The organism is Haloarcula terrestris (assembly GCF_031624315.1).
GTDB lineage: Archaea > Halobacteriota > Halobacteria > Halobacteriales > Haloarculaceae > Haloarcula > Haloarcula terrestris.
The window spans coordinates 41,935-59,802 of sequence record NZ_JAMQOM010000010.1; the positions used below are offsets into that span (position 1 = coordinate 41,935).

The following is a 17,868-nucleotide window of genomic DNA, read 5'->3' on the forward strand; positions in this document are numbered from 1 at the left end:
GAGACTCCGACCCTTTTCGGCTGGTCAAACAACTACAGGGTGGGACTTTCTGGCTGTTCGAGAAGTTTCCAAACTATGGCCTCACATCTGCTAGCTCGTTCGGAAGGCATTTTCCCGCCGCCGACACAGTACCGGCAATGACGGACGAGGCGACAATCGCCCGCGAGCGGATCGAGCGCCTCCAGTCACTCGCTCGCGAGGCGGTCCAGGCCGGCAACGAGGAGCGCGCCCGATCGTACGTCCGCCGCGCTCGCCGGGTCGCCGAACGCCACCGCCTGCGCCTGCCGCGGTCGTTCGAGCGGTCGACGTGTGACGCCTGCGATACGTACCTGTTACATGGGCACAACGCCAGGTCCCGGACCCAGTCCGGCCACGTCGTCATCACGTGTGACTGTGGCGCACAGTCGCGCTATCCGTACGACTGAGGTTTCTTTACGACTATTGGTTTTAAGGGGCTGTCCTTGCTAAACGGTGTACATGAGTGATTCTTCTCGACAGTCGCGGATACACGACCTCGACGCGACGCTCCGCGTCGGCAAGCACGGCATCGAGTCCGTTGCGGACGAACTCGAAGACCAGTTAGAGAACACGGACCTGGTGAAGGTCAAGTTCCTCCGGTCGTCCCGGGGCGGCACGACGGCCGAGGAACTCGCCGACGACCTGGCCGAGCTGGTCAACGCTGAGGTCATTCAGGTGCGGGGTCACACCGCGGTGTTCGAGAAATGATGCAGGTCCAACCGCTCGCCGACCTGCTCGAAAGCTTCGGTGTGCCGGCCGCCGGGTCCATCGCCTCGGCAGCGGTTTTCATCGTCGTCTTCGTTCTCGTCTACGTCCTCGGGAAGGCGATTGTGCTACCCATCGTCGACCGCTCGCTCAAGTCCCGCGACCTCGATACACATGCCCGGCGACCGCTCAAGAAGATCGTCAGCATCGGTATCGTGTTCGTCGCCATCTCCGTCGCCTTCGGGCTGGCCGAGTATGGGAACTTCCTGCAGTCGCTGGCGACCATCGCCGCCGCAGCGACGCTTGCTATCGGTTTCGCGATGCAAGATGTCATCAAGAACTTCGTCGCTGGCGTGTTCATCTACACCGACAAGCCGTTCCGGATCGGCGACTGGATCGAGTGGGACGGCAACTCCGGCGTCGTCGAGGACATCAGCCTGCGAGTCTCGCGGGTCCGAACGTTCGACAACGAGCTATTGACAGTGCCGAACTCGAACCTGACCGACGGCGTCATCAAGAACCCCGTCGCCAAGGACCAGCTCCGACTGAAGTTCATGTTCGGCATCGGCTACGACGACGACATCGACAAGGCGACCGAGATCATTCTGGAGGAAGCGCGGAACCATCCCGAGATCATGGACGACCCCGAACCGTCCGTTCGACTGGTCGAGCTCGGCGATTCCTCAGTCGGTCTCCAGTCCCGGATCTGGATTGAGGACCCGAACCGTGCCGACTTCGTCAAGACCCGCGCCGAATACGTCAAGACGGTCAAAGAGCGGTTCGACGCAGCGGACATCAACATCCCGTACCCGAACCGCACTATCGGCGGCGGCCTGGAAATGACCGGGCTGGATAGCGTCGTGGAACCGGCTGACGACTGAGCACTCGTCGGTTGTATTCTCACGTGGGGGACTGCGGACCGTGGCTAGTATGAGTCAAGACCACAGATTACCGCAGCAGCGGCTCACGAATTCGAGATTTCTAACAGAGACCGAAAACACAGTAATCTGTGTGTCCATAGGATTCTGTATACCCAGTATCACCGTCAACGTGGACGACGACCTCAAAGAGCGAATGGAGAGCCATCCGGAAATCAACTGGAGCGAGGTCACGCGACAGGCCATAGAGGAAAAAATCGAGGCGCTCGAAGCGATGAATGAACTCACCGGTGAGAGCAATCTCACCGAGAGCGATGTGCAGGAGATTGCCGACAAAATAAACGAGAGCGGACGGACGCGCGTTGACGAGGAATCGGCGTAGAGACGACGAATGAAGCTGGTTATTGACGCCAACGTCGTCATCTCTGCACTCATCGCTGATTCAAAAACGCGAGAACTCATTGTGGATGGTCGTGAGTCACTCAGTTGCTCCTCACACTCTCCCGACATGAAAATGCTACCAGTTCACATGGCTAGGCGTCCTATCTTGCAAGCGGGTAGAAACTCAATATGCACCAACAGACAGAAGAGATACCGGCGAAGGTCGAATCACCAGACGCGAACATTCAGCAACTGACCGATTTCGGGGCGTTCGAGGGACGGGAGTTCGACGTCGTCCGTGGGACGATGTCTGCTGGCGTTGATGTCACGGGACTGCTTGAAGGGCTGGAAAACGACCTGTGCCAATGTCCCCACTGGGGATACATTGTGGACGGCGCAATCCATGTCCGGTACGCCGACGGAACCGAAGAAGTACACAAGGCGGGTGAGGCCGTCTACTGGCCTCCCGGACACACGATTTTCACAGAGAACGAGAGTGTCGAGTTCGTCCTGTTCAGCCCACAAGACGAGCATAGCCACGCCCTTGATCATGTCATGCAGAAGATGAGCGAAATAGAAGCATAATAACAGAGACGGTCGTACGCCCTCACTCAAATATCTTCCCAGTATTTTGGCGATTCGAGTCCTGGTCGATTGGTGAATACACGCTCTGTATTCAGCACGGACCACTTGACAGCGCCCCAGTAGGTTCTCGAAGCCAGTGGGTTTCTGTCACTAACGATGGTGCTCCCTCAATCGGCGATTGATTTTCTCTGAGAAGACTTGTGTACATGTACGTGGGTCGCCGGACGGCACTGCTCCAATTCGGGACCGTTCAATTGTCGAACGAAAGGAACTGAAGTCTAGAGTTCGATATGGCGAGTAGAAGTCGAATGCCCAGACAATTCGGCCGTATTAACCGATACGGGCGCTGAGGGCGCTCGCTCGTGTGGTGAACGGTGAATATTTGCGCCCTGCTGGATCAACCTTGGGCGGTCTCAGTGGGATCTCTCGGAGCAACTGATTCTATTTATCTATTCGTCACGATCTCTTCAGGCGTAAAGAGTGATACGTCGGCCCGCTCCGAAGCGGTCTGTCGCAAGTCGTCGGAGAACCCTGAGCGACAGAAACAGCAGTAGTGTTCTGTCCGTTCTGTACCGTCTGCCGGAGACCATTGCACCTGCCCAGTACTGCGCTCTAGGTCGGCTAGGTCTCCCTCAGTCATCCGTCTCGTGGTGTATTTACACTCACCCGCAACAAGCGTGCCGTCGTCGGCCAGCCCAGCGACATCGAGTTCGTGCTGGTGATGCCACCAGTACCCAATCCCCTGATACACCTTCGGAATCAGCGATGGGAGTGCGTTCTGGCACACCTGCTCGAACATCGTTCCCATGTAGTCGGTGAACGTCGGTTCGACCAGTTGCTCGTAAGCGTCGTCGTCCAGTTGCGTTAGTTTTTCCTCCTGACCGTAGACGTAGCGAAACCAGAATCTGAACAGCGGCTCTCGGAGTCGATACCGGCTCTTCCGCGTCGAGTTCGGATTCGCCGTGACGGGAATGTCACGCTCGATGAGTCGGATTCGACGGAGCTTCGAGAGGTACGAACCGAGCGTGTTTGAGTCGACCCCGACGAAATCGGCGATCTCGTTGGCCGCTCGCTTTCCGGTCGCAATCGCTCGGAGGATTGTGTAGTACGTCTGGGGCTCGCGGATTCCGAACTCCGTTCGAAGCAAGAACTCCGGCTCGTTGTGCAACACCCCGTGTTCCGAGAGGATGTGTGACTGGATATTCTCCGCGAGCGACGCCGACGGTGTGAGCGCCTGCAGGTAGAACGGTGTCCCGCCAAAGACGCCCCACGACTGGATGACTGAATCCGGTTCGTCTTCGGGATAGAACGCTCTGGCATCGGTCAAGTCCAGCGGAGGGAGGTCGATGGTGCCTGTCCGTCGGCCGTAGAGCGGACTCCCGCCGCTGAGGACTTTGTCTTCCATGATACTTATCGAAGAGCCCACGAGCACCAGCGTCGTGGCTGTCTCCTGAAGATGCATATCCCAGACACGCTGGATCTTGGACGGGAGCGCCTCGTTCGACTTGATCAGGTACGGGAACTCATCAAGAATCACGACGGCGTCCTCCCGGCCAAGTGCTCTGAGAAGTGGTTCCCAGTCGCGCTGGATATCGTCAAGGAGGGGGAACGTTTCGCTGGCAGTCTCGACAAAGTTCGACAGCTGTGCGTCTTCGGTCTCCTCGGTCGCCTGCCAGTACACGGTGTTTTCGCGGTTTCGAACTGCTTCACGAACGAGCGCACTCTTGCCGAGTCGCTGTCGCCCGTACACGACGAGTAGCTCCGCCGCCTCGCTCTCGAAGCGCGACTCTAACAGTTCGAGTTCAGCCCCACGGTCGACGAAACGCGGGCTCATACTATCCTTATCCGCGGGACGATGATAATCCTTCTGATTAGCAAAATCTACATTTTACTAATCTAGATTTTACTATTTACCCGGCGGTATCTCGTCGTTCTCAACAGGAGACGAGGGAGTACATGTGCCGATAGAGAACCGTTCGATATGTGAACGATAGCAATCTCCGCCTTCGCCCGTCCGACGAATAGAGTTACTGCCATCGGGCGATTTGAACCGTCAAAATCCAGGACGGGCGCTGAGGGATTTTCACCCGACTGCGAGACGAGCGAAGCGAGTCTCGCGTGGTTCAAATCCCACAGGTTACGGTGGCAGCCGCTCGCGAATTTGCTCGCGGCAGAACACGGGCGCTGAGGGATTTGAACCACGGTCGGAGCAAGCTCCTCCCTGATGCAAATCCCTCAGCCGACGTTTCTCAGCGCTCACTGTCGTTCGCGCAGAAGTCACGGGCGCTGAGGGATTTGAACCCCCGACGGTTTGGTCCGAAGCCAAGCACTCTGTCCAAGCTGAGCTAAGCGCCCTACGTAAAGTGGTATGACGACGTTATGGTTTAAACCAACCGGTTCCGCCGCGCGAGGCGACCGCGATCCCCTGCTCACTCAGAGACTGCTTCTGCCGCGTCTGTATCGGCGTCAGCGGTGACATCAGCCACGACAGCGTCCGTATCGACGCCGCGTTCCTCGGCGAGTGCCTCGATGAGCGCGCGCTGTTCGGCCAGGTCCTGCTCCATCCCGTCGACACGGGCGTTCGTCTCGTCGACGGTGCTTCGTAAGTCCTCCAGTTGTGTCTTCAGCTCGTTGACCTTCTTGTAGAGGTCCTCGGCGATATCGGCGACCTTCTGGATTTTTTTCGCGGTGGAACCAAGTCCCATAGCCCTGAGTACGGAGAGCGGCCATTTCCTCGTTTCGCTCGAACGTCGCTGTTAAGACGACGCCGGACGCAGCGACGGTATGGACGATTTGCGGCTCGCTCCGACCGTCGGTATCGTCGGTTGCGTTCTGTATCTCCTCGCGCTCGCGGTCCCGTACGGTCTCGTTGAGACGACCAGCGCCGTGGGGGCGTACTACGGCTCGGGGGCACTTTCGCCGCTGTTGCCGGGGGTGTTCGCGCTCGTCTGCATCATCGTGTTAGCGGCCGGCCGGGAGGGCCGTTCGGACCCCAGTATCGCGGCGGGCGCGAGCATCGGGATGGGCGTGTTCATCGTCGCTCTCAGTGCCCTCTGGGCGGTTACCGTCCCCGAAAGCCTCGTGCTGGGCCTGACTGAATCGACGCTGATGGAACACCACCGCTGGGCTGTTGTCGTCGCCGGCTGTCTCATCCCGCTCGGTGGCACGTGGTTCGCGCGGGCGCTTGACCTGCTGTAGGGCCGTCTCCCGACCGGGGCGTCGTCCAGCGGTCTGTGGCGCATCCGAAAGGCCCTTATGGGGTGGCGGCGGAGTTTCAGATGGACTAGGTCGGGGGGCTAGGCCCCCCTCCTCGCCCGCACTGTGGTCTTGAGCGGGGACCGAACACCGGGGGCGTCCGGTCTGACGGACGTGGACCCCGTAAGCTAACGTGGAAGCCTCGTCCCACGGGGACGGCGGTCCGCGTGGTCGCACCTGCAGGGGTGCGCTCACGTGGTTAAACGATGGCACTCCGCCAGGCACGGAAGTGAGCAGCGGACCATCGAACACCCGTCGCTCGTGGGGTCGCGGGGTGGAGGAGGCAAACGGGATTACCCGCGTCCGAACGCCGGGCCATCCTGGCTGTCCGTTCCATTCATACCTGTATTCTCGATTCCAGAGCACAGTGTGGCCGTAGTTCGCTCCCGGAACTGATCAGTCGAGAGTATCCGAGCAACCGTCAGGAGTCGCCTGAGCGGAATACAGAACAAAAGCCACGATTCACGGGCTGCTCATTGCCTACAATCAGGTGTATCGTATGACGATAAATTAATCAAAGGTGTGTGCGATTACATCCATTAACGCAGATTTAGTATTATATCTCTCAGTTTCATACACCAAATCCTCTCTCAGATAGCGCTTCTCAGAAACTTTGGTTTTCTCATATCTCTTTCCGATTCCTTGAATGTAAAATCTTGAATATAGAGCTATCTACAGTCTAACAGCGGCAATTTCACCGATACTACGAAGATTCACTGGTGGAATCACCGTTGGCGTTCCACTCCTGTAGCGCTTTCCGCCGGATCTTCCCGCTGGTCGTCTGTGGCAAGGCTTCGGCGAACTCGATCTCGCGGGGGTACTCGTACTCGGCGAGCTGGTTCCGGACGACGGATTGGATCTCTGCCCGGAGCGTGTTCTGGTCTGGCGCGTCCTCAGCGGCCTCGACGTAGGCTTTGATTATCTCTCCGCGCGTGTCGTCAGGGGCACCGATGACACCGGTCTGGACCACATCGGGGTGTTCGAGGATCGCGCTCTCGACCTCCATCGGGCCGACGCGGTAGCCGCTCGTAATAATCACGTCGTCCTTGCGTGATTTGAACCAGACGTAGCCGTCGTCGTCCTGCCGGGCCAGGTCGCCGGTGACGAACCAGCTCTCGACTTCCTTGGCCGCCGTCTTCTCCGGCAGGTGCCAGTACTCGTCGAAGAACACCGAGCGGTCGTGGGGACGCAGCGCTATCTCGCCGATGTCGCCGGTTGGAAGGCGTTCAGCAACCCCGCGGTCGGCGGCGTCGGGGTCCAGAATCGCCAGGTCATATCCCGGCAGCGGCTTGCCCATGCTCCCTGGCCGGGTGTCGAACCAGTTCGAGTTGTTGGCGACAACGAGATTCAACTCTGTTTGGCCGTAGAACTCGTTGATCGTGACCGAATCGAAGGCTTCCGCAACCCAATCGACGATTTCCGGCGTCAGCGACTCGCCGCCGACGGCGAACGTCTCGATTTCGAGGTCGTACGTCGCAGTCGGGTCATCCACGTCCATCAGGAGCCGCAGGGCCGTCGCCGGCATGAACGACCGGGTCACGTCGAACTCGGCAAGGAGGTCGAACGCTTCCTCGGCCTCGAACCCCGAGGCGGGGTAGCCGACGATAGTACCGCCGTGGTGCCACGTCGCGAACAGGGTGCCGCCGAGCGCTGCACCCCAGGCCCAGTCCGCAGGTGTCCAGACTGTTGCCGCCGGTCCCAGTCCCTGATCGAAGAAGTTGTACGCCGCTGCGGCCCGCCCGAGCCAGAGCGCGTGGGAATGGCGGACACCCTTGGGCGGTCCTGTCGACCCGCTCGTGTACATGATCGCGGTGTCCGTGTCCGGCGTGGAGGCGTATGGCTCGATATCGGTGTCGGCTGGGGCGGCAAGCACGTCCTCGAAGGCGTGAACATCGCCGCCTGGTGTGTCAGTTTCGATCTCGACGACGTGTTCCAGCACCGAACAGTCGTCTCTGACCGCGTCGATGTCATCTCGCACGGCCGGGTCGATAACGGCGATTTTCGCGTCGGCGTCGTCTAACCGATACTGCAGCGCGTCCGTCCCGAACAGGACCGTCAGCGGGATCGAGACGGCCCCGAGCTTCCAGTTCGCCAGGTGCGTGATCGGGTTCTGGGGCTTCTGTGGCACGACGACGCCGACGCGGTCGCCGGCCTCGATGCCGAGGTCGGCCAACCCCGCCGCCAGCCGGTCAGATAGCTCGTCCAGTTCGCGGAACGTGTACTGTTCGCGCCGCCCATCGGGGTAGGCCTGTTCGAGCGCCACCCTGTCAGGGTTCTCGTGTTTCCGCAGAAAATCGACGGCCGGATTATACGACTCCGGCAGGTCCCAGGTGAACTGGGACCGTGCCTCGTCGTCCCCCTCGAAGTCCGGCATCACTGTCCAGACCATGCCGACCCCTCGTCAGCGAAGGTGTTGCGTTTTTCGGTCGGGACGCTGACACCACGGCGGAGCCGGCAGACCTTTCCGTGCCCGCCCCGGGGGGTTACCGTGGACTCAAACGACATCCGTGCGGAATGGGCCGAGCGGTCCGGAGAGTATTCTCCGACGTATTATGCGTACTACGGCGCGGACGAGACGAGTGAGCTGGTGCGGTCGATTCTCGAAGAGCACGTCGAGAAAGACGCGGCTATTCTAGAGGTGGGGTGTAGCTCCGGGCGGCATCTCGCTGCGCTGTCCGACGCTGGCTTCTCTGATCTGACCGGCGTCGACATCAACGCCGATGCGTTAGATGTCCTCGCCGAGACGTACCCCGAGCTCGCGGCAAGTGGCTCGTTTCACGCGATGGCCATCGAGGAGTTCGTCACGGATGTCGTGGACGACGCGTACGATGTCGTCTTTTCCGTCGAAACGCTGCAGCATCTGCATCCGGATGTCGACTGGGCGTTTGAGGAACTGGCACGGATCGTCGATGACCTGCTGATCACTGTCGAGAACGAAGGTGGCACTGCGGGTGAGGTAAACTACGTCGACGATAACGTCCCGCTGTACTACAGGGACTGGAACGCAGTGTTCACAGCATGTGATCTCATCGAAACCGACTCAATGGACGGCAACCGGGACACTGTCCGGGTATTCCAGCCACCGGAATAGATCAAAAGGGATTGAGGAAGGGTATTCCGCTGTTTATCTCTGTATTCTAGTATATGTATCTAGAAATACTACCTTAGGGATCTAACGAGAGCGTTTCTGCAAATATATACATATATGAATACAGTGAGGGCCAATATGATGTGAAATGCTGCTACCAAGATTTTAGAGACAGATACCACAGCGGATATGTCGAATAGCGCATTCAGTTACCGCGATCCAAGCAGGCCTGGATCGTCTGTCAGGGCCACCGCGTGCGAGTTTTCCAACGTGGAACAGGCAGTACGAATTCCGGACAGGCGGACAGGCGATCACAGGAGTTCTGAGCCGATACTTTAAAATAGTAGTACGAAATTCCAAGCGGAGAACTCGATCAGATTCGGTAAATATGCACTATTTACGAGTTTTTATATAGTTCTTTCTAGCGATACAGCCATTCCCATGTGTGAGGAGGGTAGTCAACAGTACGGAAAGTTAATTCAGCAATGTGGAACAGATTCTGACAATGGTCACAGGATAGTATACCAGTACTGCGGGCCCACCATGCTGTAGAAGCGGTTTCTGGGGACAATATCGACATTTCTTCCCACCTGATCGGGAGAATCCCAGAATAACGTCTGTACGTCTGTCATTCAAGCTGTTCAGCAATTATGAACGGTGATTCGGCTGGGGGAACGATGCACCGGCCCAATGGTCAGCGGTGTCCATCGCGTGCTTTCGTCTGTGTCCTCGTGTACTGAAGGCCCGAAAGGTTTCTGAGGGCTGAGCGGTTTTCTCCGCTATCCGGGCCTGTCGGTGGGAGATATGGCGCCGGCAGCACAAGATTCATATAGTATTGCAGTTTGCTACTCCGTATGAGGTATTACCAGCTACGCGACGGGAACTCACAGCGGTTAGCAGTCGAGACCGACGACGGGGCGTACGATTTGACCAGCGCCAAACCCCAGCTCCGGACGTTCCGCGACCTCCTCAAGGCGGCTTCGATTTCGGATACCTCACCGGATACAATCAGCACACGCCACCTTGACGCCGCCGAAACGATTCCAGAGCAGCAACTCGACGCGGACGCCATCAACCCAGTCACGGCGGACGAAGTCTGGGCCGCTGGCGTCACGTACCAGATCAGCGAGGAGGCCCGGAAGGAGGAAAGCGACACGCCGGAGATGTATCTGTACGTCCACGACGCGGAGCGACCGGAGATTTTCTTCAAGTCCACACCGAACCGTACCGTCGGTCCCGACGAGGATGTCGGTATCCGCGCCGACTCGGACTGGGACGTACCCGAGCCCGAACTCGGCATCGTCCTCTACGAGGGGGAAATCGTCGGCTACACTATCGGCAACGACATGAGCAGTCGCTCTATCGAGGGGGAGAACCCGCTGTACCTCCCCCAGGCCAAGGTGTACGACCGCTGTTGCTCGGTCGGACCCACTGTCGTCACCGACATCGAAGACCCGCATTCGCTGTCGCTCTCGATGTCGATTCACCGCGACGGCGAGTGTGTCTACCGCGGGGAGACCAACACCGGCGAAATGAAACGGACCTGCGAGGAACTGGTCTCGTACTACAACGCGCACAACGCAGTCCCCGAACTGTCGGTGCTGCTTACCGGGACCTGCCTCGTTCCCGACGACGACTTCACGCTGCAGGAAGGCGACGAGATCTCAATCGACATTGAATCCATCGGGACGCTGAACAACTCCGTCACCGTCGTCTGAGCCGATATCGACCAGGGGGTGTGGCCGCAGTATCGCTGGGAGCCGCTGGACTCGGTATTTGCGGCACATGTTATCACGCCTCGACCCGGAACTGTTTTTATCGTGGACTTGGATTTCAGCCTGTTGCATGAGCTACGCAGATCTACGAGACCCGAATGCAGAGTACACCATGCGCGATCTCTCGGCGGAGACGATGGGACTCACCGACTCCCGCGGCGAGAGGCGCGACGTGGAGATTACCGATGTTCAGACAGTCATCGTTGACGGGAACTACCCGTGGACGCTCGTCCGCGTATACACGGACGCCGGCGTCGCCGGCAACGGCGAGGCCTACTGGGGCGGCGCGATCCCGGAGATCATCGAACGCCTGAAGCCGTTCGTCGTCGGCGAGAACCCACTCGACATCGACCGGCTCTACGAGCACATGGTCCAGAAGATGTCCGGCGAGGGCTCCGTCGCCGGGAAGGACATCGCCGCCATCTCCGGCATCGAACTGGCCCTGCACGACGTGGCCGGGAAGATCCTCGACGTGCCGGCGTATCAGCTCCTCGGCGGGAAATACCGCGACGAGGTCCGGACCTACTGTGACTGTCACACCGAGGAGGAGGCCGACCCCGAAGCCTGTGCCGACGAAGCCGAGCGCGTCGTCGACGAACTGGGCTACGACGCCCTGAAGTTCGACCTTGACGTGCCGTCGGGCCACGAGAAAGACCGCGCGAACCGGCACCTCCGCCAGCCCGAAATCGAACACAAGGCCGAGATCGTCAAGCGAGTCACCGAGCGCGTCGGCGACAAGGCCGACGCCGCGTTCGACTGTCACTGGGCCTTCGCGAGCGGGAGCGCGAAGCGCCTGGCGCGCGAACTCGAACAGTACGACGTGTGGTGGCTGGAAGACCCTGTCCCGCCGGAGAACCACGACGTGCAGCGCGAAGTCACACAGTCGACCGGGACGCCTATCGCCGTCGGCGAGAACGTCTACCGGACCCACGGCCAGCGCCAACTCATCACCGACCAGGCCGTCGACATCATCGCACCCGACTGCCCGAAGGTGGGCGGCATGCGCGAGACGGCGAAGATCGCCACCCTCGCGGACATGTTCTACGTCCCGGTCGCGATGCACAACGTCTCCTCGCCTATCGGGACGATGGCCTCCGCACAGGTCGGCGCAGCCATCCCGAACGCGCTCGCCGTCGAGTACCACTCCTACGAGCTGGGCTGGTGGGAAGACCTTGTCGAGCAGGACGACCTCATCCAAGACGGGTACATGCCGATCCCCGAGGAGCCCGGCCTGGGCCTAACGCTGGACTTCGACGCCGTTGAGGAGCACCTCGCCGACGGCCAGGAACTGTTCGACGAGTAAGAGACTCACAGCGCAACGAGATCGTGCACAGAGCGGTCGAACAGAACCGCCGTGCCAGTTGGCTGAGTTTTCGTTTTGATTGCAGCCTTCCGGCTGATGTGGGTGGCGTATCGAACCATGCTAACCGTTAGCTTGGATATTGCCCAATAATACAGAACCCGTTTAGTACCGGCGAGCGTGTCTCGTCTACCATTTTACAGGATTAACTATGATTGTCGTATAACAATCCGGTAGATTTATTTGTATCACCCGCAGTGTTCGATAGTGTATGACTGATAATGACAGACCCGACGTGAACACGGACAGGCGGAAGTACATGGCAGCCCTCGGTGCTGGCGTTGCCGCAGGCGTTGCGGGCTGTTCTGGTGACGGTGGCGACGGGAGTGGCGGCGACGGTGGCAGTACAAGCGGTGATGGCGGCGACGGCGGCTCCACGAGCAGTGACGGAAGCAGTGGCAGCCAGTGGTCGAACACGCTCGAAGTCCTCCACGGCTGGGCCGGTGGGGACGGTGAAGCGGCGATCAACGCGCTCATCGAGGTGTTCCAGGAGGAATACCCCGACATGGAGACGAACTTCCAGGCAGTCGGAGCCAGCGCGAACGTCAACCTCAACGCGACGATTCTCCGGCGGATGGTCAACGGGAACCCGATGAGTTCCTTCGCCAACTGGCCGGGCAACAACCTCGAACGGTACCGCGGCAATCTCAAAGACCTCGAAGCGGATGTCTGGGACGCCGAAGGGTACAAGGATGTCATGCAGAGCCGCGCGGTCGATCTGTGTACGTTCAACGACCAGATGCCCGCGGTCCCGCTTGGCTCACACCGGATGAACAACCTGTTCTACAACATCTCGGCGTTCGAAGACGCCGGTGTTGATCCGGAAAGCCTCGACGGCATGGACGCACTGATGGACGCGCTGGACACGATACAGTCCGAGACGGACATCACACCGATGGGGCAGGCGATGGTCGCTCCCTGGACCGTGCTCCAACTGTGGGTCCAGGTGCTCCAGAGCGAGGCCGGCGTCGAAGCCTACACGGACTGGATCGAGGGCAACGGCGACCGGGATGCTGTCGTGAACGCACTGGAATACGTGCAGGAAATCCAAGAGAACTACATCACGAGCGACGCCTCCACGTCGAGTTTCACCGACATGGGCGGGAAGATGATTGCCGGCGATGTCGCCTGTATGCACCAGGGCAACTGGCTCGCCGGCCAGTTCCGCGTCGACGATTCGTTCAACTTCGAGGAACACTGGGACTGGGTTGCCTTCCCCGGCACCGAAGGCACCTACACATACCACCTCGACGCGATCGTCGCACCGGCGAACAACCCCAGCGAGGAAGAAACCATCGCGTGGCAGAAGTTCGTCGGCACGAAGGACGCCCAGATCGCGTTCAACAACCTCAAGGGTTCGGTGCCGCTCCGGACCGACATCGACCCCAGCGAGCTGGGTGATTTCATCGGGATGACCTACGAGGACCTCACCAGCTCCGAGGCGTACCCGCCGACCCTGGCCCACGGCCTGGCCGTGACGCCAGAGCAACTGGGCGAGTGCAAGACGGCGATCAGTGAGAACATGATGGGCCCATACGATGTCGAAGCCGCCGCTGACGCACTGATGAGCACCGTCTCGGAGTGAGGTAGCGAACCGAACGACTTATTTTGGCAACATGAGCAACCCAATTTATGGCAACTACTGACAAAGCAGAATCGGCGAAACCGCAGGCCGAAGAAGTCGGGTGGGAGACGAAGGTCCGGTACTTTTTGAACAACGACCTTGTCCGGTCGTCGCCGTTCTGGGGCATCCCGTTCCTCCTGATGGGGATTGCCGTGTACGGCGGCATCGGTTTCAACACTGCTATTTCGTTGACAGACGCCCGCGGGCTGACGCCGCCGGATTACAGCCTTGGCAATCTGGATTTCGAGATGTACACGCAGGTGCTGGGGAGCAGCGCCTTCATCAGTGCGGCCCAGAACAACCTCGTGTTGTTGGTCGTTTTCACGACGATCTGTCTCCTGCTGGGACTGTTTCTCGCTATCCTGCTGGACCAGGGGATCAGGTACAACAACACGGTCCAGACGATCTACCTGCTGCCGATGGCGCTGTCGTTCGTCATCACAGCCCAGGTGTGGCTCTGGATGTACAACTACGACTTCGGGGTGATGAACATCATCACGAGAGCTATCGGCATCGGTCCGGTAGACTGGATCGGGAATCCGTCTATCGCCCTTGGGTCCGTGATATTCGCCCTCATCTGGCAGTTCAGCGGCTACACGATGGTCGTCTATCTGGCCGGACTCCGATCCCTGCCCGACGACCAGTTCGAGGCGGCACACGTCGACGGCGCGAGCACGCTCAAGACGTACATTCGGATCATCATCCCACAGATGAAGGAGGCGTCGGTCAGCGCGGCCGTCGTGTTGATGGTGTTCGCCCTGAAGGCGTTCACCTTCCTGTATGCCCTGACCGGCCGCTACCGGCCGCCCAACGGCACTGACATCCTGGCGACGCTGATGGTGCGCCAGGCGTTCAAGCTCGGGAAGTGGGCGTACTCGGCCGCCATCGCCACCTATCTCCTGCTCCTGGCGCTGGGGGTCATCGCACCGTATCTCTACTACCAGTACAGACAGGGGAGCCTCTAACAATGGCCAGTTCATCCTCGGACCAGACGTTCGACGTGGCATCGCTCGTTGAGGACTACAGCCTCTACCGCATCAGCCAGTACGTTCTGGTCATCCTGTTTATCGGGTTCTTCCTCGCACCGCTTGAGACGGGCATCATGACGGCGTTCAAGACGAACCGCGCCGTCGCCGAGACGATCCCGCTCATGCCGCCACTGGGCGAGGGATTCACGCTCGATAACATGACGTTTGCGCTGAACGCGCTTTCGGGCGCGTTCTTCAACTCCCTGTTCATGGCGATCCCGGCGACGATTGGGAGCGTCCTCTTCGGCAGCATGGCCGCCTACGGCCTCACGATGGTCGACTGGCGCGGACAGTTGGGCGTACTCGTGTTGTTCCTCATCGGGATCTTCCTGCCGTACCAGGCAGTGCTGGTCCCGCTGGCACGGTTCTGGAACAACATTTTCCCGCTCGCGTCGATGGTGGAGCCGCTGTTCATTGCGCTCCCGTTTTTGCAGGGCTATCACGCGAACCTCGTGCCGCTTATGATCACCCATATCGCGTACGGGATCCCGATCTGTACGATCCTCTTTCGGTCGTACTACCAGGGCCTCCCGTCGTCGTACGTGGAAGCGGCGAAGATCGACGGCGCGTCGATCACGAAGATCTACCGCCGGATCATCCTGCCGATCTCGAAGCCGATGTTCGGTGTGGTGTTCATCTACCAGTTCACCCAGATCTACAACGAATTCCTCTTCGCGTTTACGCTTATCACCGGGTCGGACACGCCCGAAGCCGTCGTGACGCTGATTCTCCCGGCCGTCGGGGCATCGACCTCCGGTGTCGACTTCGGCATCCGGATGTCGGCGGCGTTCCTCGCGGCGCTGCCGACGCTTATCATCTACGTCGCGTTCGCAGAACAGTTCGCTGAAGGACTGAAGACTGATGCATAACAATGGGACGAATTGAAATCTCACACATGACGAAACGGTTCGGCGACACGACGGCAGTCGAGGATCTCTCCCTCGACATCCCCGACAGCGAGTTCCTGGTGCTGGTCGGGCCGTCGGGCTGTGGCAAGTCGACGACGCTACGGTGTATCGCCGGCCTGGAATCCCCGACTGAGGGAAGTATCTACATCGGGGGCGAGCACATGAACTACCGGGTGCCACAGAACCGGGACATCGCGATGGTGTTCCAGGACTACGCGCTGTACCCCCACATGACTGTCCGGGAGAACATCCGGTTCGGCCTGGAGGAAGAATCGGGATACACGGCCGAGGAACGCGACGCCCGCGTCGAGGAGATCGCGGACCTGCTCGGCATCTCGTCGATGCTCGACCGGAACCCGGGCGAACTCTCCGGGGGCCAGCAACAGCGCGTGGCGCTGGGGCGGGCTATCGTTCGAGACCCCGAGGTGTTCCTGATGGACGAACCCCTGTCGAACCTGGACGCGGAACTGCGCGCCCAGATGCGGACCGAACTCCAGCAGCTACAGAACCGCTTCGACGTGACGACGGTGTACGTCACGCACAATCAGACGGAGGCGATGACCATGAGCGACCGCATCGCCGTGCTGAACAAGGGGAAACTCCAGCAGGTCGGCGAGCCCCTGGAGCTGTATCATGCCCCGGAGAACCGCTTTGTCGCCGGCTTCATCGGCGAGCCGTCCATGAACTTCGTCGAGGGCCGACACCAGAACGGGACGTTCACCAGCGAGTTCTTCGAGTACCCCTTCGACAGCGGGATCCGCGACGACCTCGGCGACACCAGCGACGTGGTGCTCGGTGTCAGGCCGGAGGATGTCGATCTGAAGCGGCTCCCCGAAGGTGGGTCGAGTGGCCTCGCGGATCACGAGTTCCGGATGACCGTCTCCGTGGTCGAACCCCACGGCGACCGAAACGTCGTCCACCTGCGGCACCCAGAGGACGCCTCGGAGTCCGAAGCGATACAAGCTCTCACCGCCGGCACGACTGTCGTCGATTCGGGGACCGACGTGATCGTCTCGGTCGACCCTGACACCGCCCACGTCTTCGATGCGGCCACCGGCGAAGCGTTACACAACCGCCGTCTCGAATCTGAAGTGGAGGTACACAATGTCTGAGCTGTCCCTCGACCACGTGACGAAGGTGTACCAGGACGATGACGAGGAGATCGTCGCCGTCGACGACATCTCCGTCGACATCAAGGACGAGGAGTTCCTGGTGCTTGTCGGCCCATCGGGCTGTGGCAAGTCGACGACGCTGCGGATGATCGCCGGCCTCGAAACCATCACCGAAGGCGAAATCAGTCTCGGTGGGACCGTCATCAACGACTTGGACACACAGGACCGCGACATCGCGATGGTGTTCCAGTCCTACGCGCTGTACCCGCACCTGACGGCCCGCGGGAACATGTCTTTCGGGCTCGAAGAGTCCACCGACCTGCCGGATGCCGAAATCGCGGAGCGCGTCGAGGAGGTGGCGTCGATGATGGGCATCGACGACCTGCTGGACCGCAAACCGGGCGAACTCTCGGGCGGCCAACAACAGCGGATCGCGCTCGGACGGGCTATCGTCCGGGACCCCGAGCTGTTCCTGATGGACGAGCCGCTGTCGAACCTGGATGCGAAGCTCCGGGCGGAGATGCGGACCGAACTCCAGCAGCTCCAGCGCCAGCTCGGCGTGACGACGATATACGTCACCCACGACCAGACGGAGGCGATGACGATGAGCGACCGCATCGCCGTCATGGACCAGGGCGAGCTTCAGCAGGTCGGCGAGCCCCTGGAGCTGTACCACGACCCGAACAACATGTTCGTGGCGGGCTTCATCGGCGAGCCGTCGATGAACTTCCTCCACGGGGAGTACAGCGACGGGACGTTCGTCAGCGAACTGTTCGAGTACCAGTTGGGTCGTGAGATCGACGACGCCGTTTCCGGGACCGCAGAACTGGTCCTCGGTATCCGACCGGAGGAAATCGAGCTCCTCGACGACGCGGATATCGGCGACGACCCGACACACGAGTACGAGATGCACGTGACCGTCGTCGAGCCGATGGGCGACCAGAACGTCGTCCACCTCTCGCGTCCGGGGACTGACGACATGTCCGACAACCTCGTCGCCGTGACCGAGGGCCTCCGGAACGTAACCGAGGACAGTACCGCGACGATCAGAATTCCGGCGGATGCAGTCCACTTCTTCGACGGGAGCACCGGCATGTCGCTGCACAACCGACAGCTCGATCTCACCGAAGAAACGCTTCGGCTCTGAGGTC

17 protein-coding genes, 1 tRNA gene, 1 other RNA gene and 1 pseudogene are annotated in these 17,868 nt (G+C 60.1%); 16 read left to right on the forward strand and 4 right to left on the reverse strand.

The window, feature by feature from the left end:
• Window positions 1-137 precede the first annotated feature (137 nt).
• From NDI54_RS17715 to NDI54_RS17735, 6 genes and pseudogenes are all read left to right on the forward strand, one after another.
• Window positions 138-425: a ribonuclease P protein component 4 gene (locus tag NDI54_RS17715; protein WP_004591847.1), complete on the forward strand. Its 288-nt coding sequence runs from the start codon at window positions 138-140 to the stop codon at window positions 423-425.
• A 52-nt stretch (window positions 426-477) separates the two neighbouring features.
• The gene (locus NDI54_RS17720; RefSeq protein WP_310897771.1) at window positions 478-726 is read left to right on the forward strand and encodes a YhbY family RNA-binding protein; all 249 of its coding nucleotides are present in this window, start codon (window positions 478-480) and stop codon (window positions 724-726) included.
• Window positions 726-1,604, forward strand: a complete 879-nt coding sequence (locus NDI54_RS17725; protein WP_310897823.1) for a mechanosensitive ion channel family protein — start codon at window positions 726-728, stop codon at window positions 1,602-1,604. The genes NDI54_RS17720 and NDI54_RS17725 overlap by 1 nt, the downstream gene beginning before the upstream one ends.
• A gap of 148 nt (window positions 1,605-1,752) precedes the next feature.
• Window positions 1,753-1,983 carry a hypothetical protein gene (locus tag NDI54_RS17730; protein WP_406600204.1) on the forward strand — a complete coding sequence of 77 codons (231 nt, stop codon included), beginning with the start codon at window positions 1,753-1,755 and terminating at the stop codon, window positions 1,981-1,983.
• 9 nt (window positions 1,984-1,992) lie between these two features.
• Window positions 1,993-2,067 (forward strand): annotated as a pseudogene (locus NDI54_RS21470) (PIN domain-containing protein); the annotation flags it as partial.
• 104 nt (window positions 2,068-2,171) lie between these two features.
• Window positions 2,172-2,567 (forward strand): cupin domain-containing protein, encoded by a 396-nt coding sequence (locus NDI54_RS17735; RefSeq protein ID WP_310897773.1) that lies wholly within the window; start codon window positions 2,172-2,174, stop codon window positions 2,565-2,567.
• A 445-nt stretch (window positions 2,568-3,012) separates the two neighbouring features.
• Here NDI54_RS17735 and NDI54_RS17740 read toward each other — a convergent pair whose 3' ends face one another.
• From NDI54_RS17740 to NDI54_RS17750, 3 genes are all read right to left on the reverse strand, one after another.
• The gene (locus NDI54_RS17740) at window positions 3,013-4,401 is read right to left on the reverse strand and encodes an ATP-binding protein (protein ID WP_310897774.1); all 1,389 of its coding nucleotides are present in this window, start codon (window positions 4,399-4,401) and stop codon (window positions 3,013-3,015) included.
• 446 nt (window positions 4,402-4,847) lie between these two features.
• Window positions 4,848-4,922: transfer RNA gene (locus NDI54_RS17745), tRNA-Arg, on the reverse strand.
• A 74-nt stretch (window positions 4,923-4,996) separates the two neighbouring features.
• On the reverse strand, window positions 4,997-5,272 hold the full coding sequence (locus NDI54_RS17750; protein ID WP_310897775.1) for a DUF5798 family protein: 276 nt from the start codon (window positions 5,270-5,272) through the stop codon (window positions 4,997-4,999).
• 79 nt (window positions 5,273-5,351) lie between these two features.
• Between NDI54_RS17750 and NDI54_RS17755 the strand changes: the two genes are divergently transcribed.
• Both NDI54_RS17755 and ffs read left to right on the forward strand, forming a co-directional pair.
• Entirely contained in the window at window positions 5,352-5,765 is a 414-nt protein-coding gene (locus NDI54_RS17755; protein WP_310897776.1) for a DUF7548 family protein, read from the forward strand.
• Between the two features lie 78 nt (window positions 5,766-5,843).
• An RNA gene (gene ffs, locus NDI54_RS17760) (signal recognition particle sRNA) lies at window positions 5,844-6,156 on the forward strand.
• A 369-nt stretch (window positions 6,157-6,525) separates the two neighbouring features.
• On the opposite strand, the gene NDI54_RS17765 is transcribed toward ffs, so the two are convergent.
• Window positions 6,526-8,211, reverse strand: coding sequence for an acyl-CoA synthetase (locus tag NDI54_RS17765; RefSeq protein WP_310897777.1), 1,686 nt, complete (start codon window positions 8,209-8,211; stop codon window positions 6,526-6,528).
• Between the two features lie 99 nt (window positions 8,212-8,310).
• Between NDI54_RS17765 and NDI54_RS17770 the strand changes: the two genes are divergently transcribed.
• The 8 genes from NDI54_RS17770 (at window position 8,311) to NDI54_RS17805 (ending at window position 17,864) form a co-directional block, all read left to right on the forward strand.
• Window positions 8,311-8,913 (forward strand): class I SAM-dependent methyltransferase, encoded by a 603-nt coding sequence (locus NDI54_RS17770; RefSeq protein ID WP_310897778.1) that lies wholly within the window; start codon window positions 8,311-8,313, stop codon window positions 8,911-8,913.
• Window positions 8,914-9,764: 851 nt separating this feature from the next.
• Entirely contained in the window at window positions 9,765-10,628 is an 864-nt protein-coding gene (locus NDI54_RS17775; RefSeq protein ID WP_310897779.1) for a fumarylacetoacetate hydrolase family protein, read from the forward strand.
• Between the two features lie 127 nt (window positions 10,629-10,755).
• On the forward strand, window positions 10,756-11,988 hold the full coding sequence (locus NDI54_RS17780) for a mandelate racemase/muconate lactonizing enzyme family protein (RefSeq protein WP_310897780.1): 1,233 nt from the start codon (window positions 10,756-10,758) through the stop codon (window positions 11,986-11,988).
• A gap of 268 nt (window positions 11,989-12,256) precedes the next feature.
• Window positions 12,257-13,630, forward strand: coding sequence for an ABC transporter substrate-binding protein (locus NDI54_RS17785; RefSeq protein ID WP_310897781.1), 1,374 nt, complete (start codon window positions 12,257-12,259; stop codon window positions 13,628-13,630).
• A 47-nt stretch (window positions 13,631-13,677) separates the two neighbouring features.
• On the forward strand, window positions 13,678-14,634 hold the full coding sequence (locus NDI54_RS17790; RefSeq protein WP_310897782.1) for a carbohydrate ABC transporter permease: 957 nt from the start codon (window positions 13,678-13,680) through the stop codon (window positions 14,632-14,634).
• Window positions 14,635-14,636: 2 nt separating this feature from the next.
• Window positions 14,637-15,566 carry a carbohydrate ABC transporter permease gene (locus NDI54_RS17795; RefSeq protein WP_310897783.1) on the forward strand — a complete coding sequence of 310 codons (930 nt, stop codon included), beginning with the start codon at window positions 14,637-14,639 and terminating at the stop codon, window positions 15,564-15,566.
• A gap of 2 nt (window positions 15,567-15,568) precedes the next feature.
• Window positions 15,569-16,717, forward strand: coding sequence for an ABC transporter ATP-binding protein (locus tag NDI54_RS17800; RefSeq protein WP_310897784.1), 1,149 nt, complete (start codon window positions 15,569-15,571; stop codon window positions 16,715-16,717).
• A complete protein-coding gene (locus NDI54_RS17805; RefSeq protein ID WP_310897785.1) occupies window positions 16,710-17,864 on the forward strand; it encodes an ABC transporter ATP-binding protein in 1,155 nt (384 codons plus the stop codon). Before NDI54_RS17800 ends, NDI54_RS17805 begins: the two co-directional genes overlap by 8 nt.
• Window positions 17,865-17,868: the final 4 nt, after the last annotated feature.